Origin of the sequence: Bradyrhizobium uaiense, assembly GCF_010811875.1 — a bacterium.
In the GTDB taxonomy this organism is placed as follows: domain Bacteria; phylum Pseudomonadota; class Alphaproteobacteria; order Rhizobiales; family Xanthobacteraceae; genus Bradyrhizobium; species Bradyrhizobium uaiense.
Map to the genome: position 1 here is coordinate 1 of NZ_VKHP01000428.1, position 3,287 is coordinate 3,287.

The 3,287-nt window shown below is 63.3% G+C and carries 3 protein-coding genes; 1 reads left to right on the forward strand and 2 read right to left on the reverse strand.

Features of this window, described 5'->3' with window-relative positions:
- Together FNJ47_RS45210 and FNJ47_RS45215 are read right to left on the reverse strand one after the other, a co-directional pair.
- The coding region (locus FNJ47_RS45210) for a VOC family protein (RefSeq protein ID WP_430649485.1) at positions 1-195 on the reverse strand (195 nt) is incomplete at its 3' end.
- Between the two features lie 118 nt (positions 196-313).
- Positions 314-1,324, reverse strand: coding sequence for an alpha/beta hydrolase (locus FNJ47_RS45215; protein WP_163163145.1), 1,011 nt, complete (start codon positions 1,322-1,324; stop codon positions 314-316).
- Positions 1,325-1,541: 217 nt separating this feature from the next.
- Between FNJ47_RS45215 and FNJ47_RS45220 the strand changes: the two genes are divergently transcribed.
- Positions 1,542-3,068 (forward strand): amidohydrolase family protein, encoded by a 1,527-nt coding sequence (locus tag FNJ47_RS45220; protein WP_163163147.1) that lies wholly within the window; start codon positions 1,542-1,544, stop codon positions 3,066-3,068.
- Positions 3,069-3,287: the final 219 nt, after the last annotated feature.

The following is a 3,287-nucleotide window of genomic DNA, read 5'->3' on the forward strand; positions in this document are numbered from 1 at the left end:
CTTCGCATCGGCGATCTTTTTCGGCGTGAACTGCCGGAATTTGTCGTGGGTCAGCAGCATGACGAAAATGGTCTCGGCAATCACCATGCAGGAGGCGGTATCGTCGGAGAACTGCGGATTCCTGGTCGCGCCGATCGCCTCGTAGAAGGCGGTGGCGCGGGCGAGATTGCCGACCGGCAGGTTGACGAAGATCATTTTGGGATTGGCCACGAGAGAACTCCTGTTGGCGGGGTTGTGCCCCGAGGACGAACCGGATAGCCGGATCCCGACATCGCCGCGCAGATTTTTCTTGCGGCGTCCTGTCGCAGGCGTCTCACGTCACGATCGGCGTCGGCATGGTCAGAAACGCCCGCGTCACATGCCAGAACAGCTCGCGATTGGTGGCGAGCGCCACCGAATGCGCGGTGCCGGGCAGGATGATGAACTGCCGGTCGCCGTTCGGCAGCTTATTGAAGAACTCCTCGAGATCGGACACCGCCGCGATCCCGTCATACTCGCCGCGGACCAGCAGCACCGGCGCCAGCACCTTCTCCGGATGCACCACCGGCAGATTGGCGGTCATGTCGAGATAGGTGCCGGTCGGGATCTGATCGCCGAACTGCATCTCGACATCGGCCAGCGCTTCCATCACGGCGGGGTCCGACGTGCCCGGCCTGTCGCGGGTCGCGATCGAGCGGATCATGTCGCGGTCGCGCTTGCGCATGTTGTGGCTGCGGTAATAGGCAAGCTGCTCGGCGCGTTTGGCCAGCATCGGCGAGCCCTCGCCCTTGTAGGTGAAGGCGGCGAACACCAGCCGGTCGATGCGCTCGGGCGCGGCCATCGCGAACGCACCCGCCCGCAGCGCGCCGGAGGATTCGCCGACGAAGTGATATTTCGTTTGCCCGGTCTCGCGCGCGATCACCTCGACCGCCGCTTTGAGATCCTCGACGCCACTGGCGATATCCGCATTATCAGACGTGCGGCCCGACTTGCCGTAGTTTTCATGGTCCATGGTCCAGCAATCGAAGCCGTAGCGCGCAAATGTGTTCAGCAACGAATACTCGCCCTTGCCGGGCACCGTGAGGTCGAACGCCCTCGATGTCACCGACGAGCCGTGGACGAAGAACACCACGGGCCGCTCCGGCTCGCCCGGCTTCGGCGCACCCACCCGCTTGCGGAACATCCACAAGGGGATGTCGCCCTTCTTCGCCCAGTATTCGTTGCTCCATATTTCTCCTTCGGCGGGAACTGCGGTCGCGGCCTGCGCTGGAGCTTCACCGAGCACACCGGCCGTCGCCGCAACGCCTATACCCTTGATGATGGTGCGCCGCGAATGGTCGGGCATAGATCGCCTCCCTTCCGGATTTCTTCGTCCGATCCGGTGCGCTCGAGCATAGCAGCGCGCATGTCCGGTTGCGCGGCGCGCACATCTCGCGGCCGCCGATACGATGCACGATTTTGTGAACGCGGCTTCCGGCAATCGGCGCGGACGACGAACTGACTTGGTCCTAGTCTCCGCGGCGGTCCGACCGGAAAAATCCGGCGAGAAGCGGGAGCGAAGAATGAGCAGCAATCTCACCGACGAAGAACTTGCCGCCTTGATGCCCTCCGAATTGTGCCAGCACCAGACGCCGATCCCGACCCAGATCGTCTCCAGCGACGAATTCTATCCCGACCCGCAGAACGAACGGCAGCGCGAGGTCGAGGCGCGGTTGCTCGCAATGGCCGACGATCTCGGCGGCAAGCAGGGCCTCGATCGCCGAAAATTCTTCCGGACCGCGGCCGGCATGGCCGCCTCCTTCGTCGCGATGAACCAGGTCTATGGCGAGCTGTTCGACGTGACGCCGGCGGAAGCCGCGACACCCGCGATGGCGCAGGAACGCGCCAACGCCCTGAAAGACCAGTTCATCATGGACATGCACACGCATTTCCTGCGCGACGACACCCGCATCATGGGTTTCGTCGAAATGCGCAAGGCGGTCGGCAAGGCCGGCTGGAACAAGGAGCTCAACGATCACGAGCAGACCATCGAGGATCTGAAGTTCAACAACTACAAGAAGGAGATGTTTCTCGATTCCGACACCAAGATCGCTCTGATCTCCTCGGCGCCGTCGGATATCGAGCAGGACTGGTTCCTGACCAACGAGCAGATGGCCGACGCGCGCAAGAAGTTGAACGACGAAGCCGGCTCGCGGCGCGTATTCTGCCACGCCATCTTCACGCCCGGACAGCCCGGCTGGCTCGACAAGCTCGACGCCGCATTGGCCTTGAGGCCGGAATCCTGCAAGGGCTACACGATCGGCGACAACACCCACAAGGAGGTCAGCCGCTACCCGTGGCGGCTGGACGACGAGAAGGTCGCCTACAAGGGCTACGAGAAGATGGTAAAGGCGGGCATCAAGAATGTCTGCGTCCACAAGGGGCTGTTCCCGCCCGGGATCGAGAAGCAATATCCGAATCTGCGCGGCTTCGCCGACGTCGCCGATGTCGGCCAGGCGGCCAAGGACTGGCCGCAGCTCAACTTCATCATCTATCACTCGGCCTATCGCCATGTCGGCGGCGATCCGAAGGTCGCGCTCGCGGAGTTCGAACGCACCGGCCGGATCGCCTGGACCTCCGACCTTGCCGACATCCCGGCGCAGTATGGCGTCAACAACGTCTATGGCGATGTAGGACAGCTGTTCGCCACCACGCTGGTCGCCGAGCCCAATGTCTGCGCCGCGCTGATGGGCACCCTGATCAAGGGTCTCGGCGTCGATCACGTCTGCTGGGGCACCGATGCGCTGTGGACCGGTGCGCCGCAATGGCAGATCGAGGGCCTGCGGCGGCTCGAGATCCCCGAAATGATGCAGAAGAAGTTCGGCTACGCGCCGCTTGGTCCCGCCGACGGACCGGTGAAGACGGCGATCTTCGGCGACAACAACGCGCGGCTCTACAACATCCAGCCGAAGCGCGCGATGCTCGACATCAAGGGCGACCGCTTCGCGATGATGAAGGCGCAGTATGAGAAGGCCGGCCCCGAGCCGTCACATACGCGCTACGGCTATGTCGTGCCGAACGGTGTGATCGATCACACGGTGTTTGCGTAACGAACGCCGTCATTCCGGGGCTCGCGAAGCGAGAACCCGGAATCCATCGGGCCGCAGACTCCCCGGATGAATGGATTCCGGGCTCGACGCTACGCGTCGCCCTCAGGTGCGCAATTGCGCACCGGAGGATGACGACAAATCAGGGAGGCCAGCATGACGCTCGTTCGTTACGAGAGCGCAGACCACGTCGCCACCATCACGATGACCCGCAATGAGAAG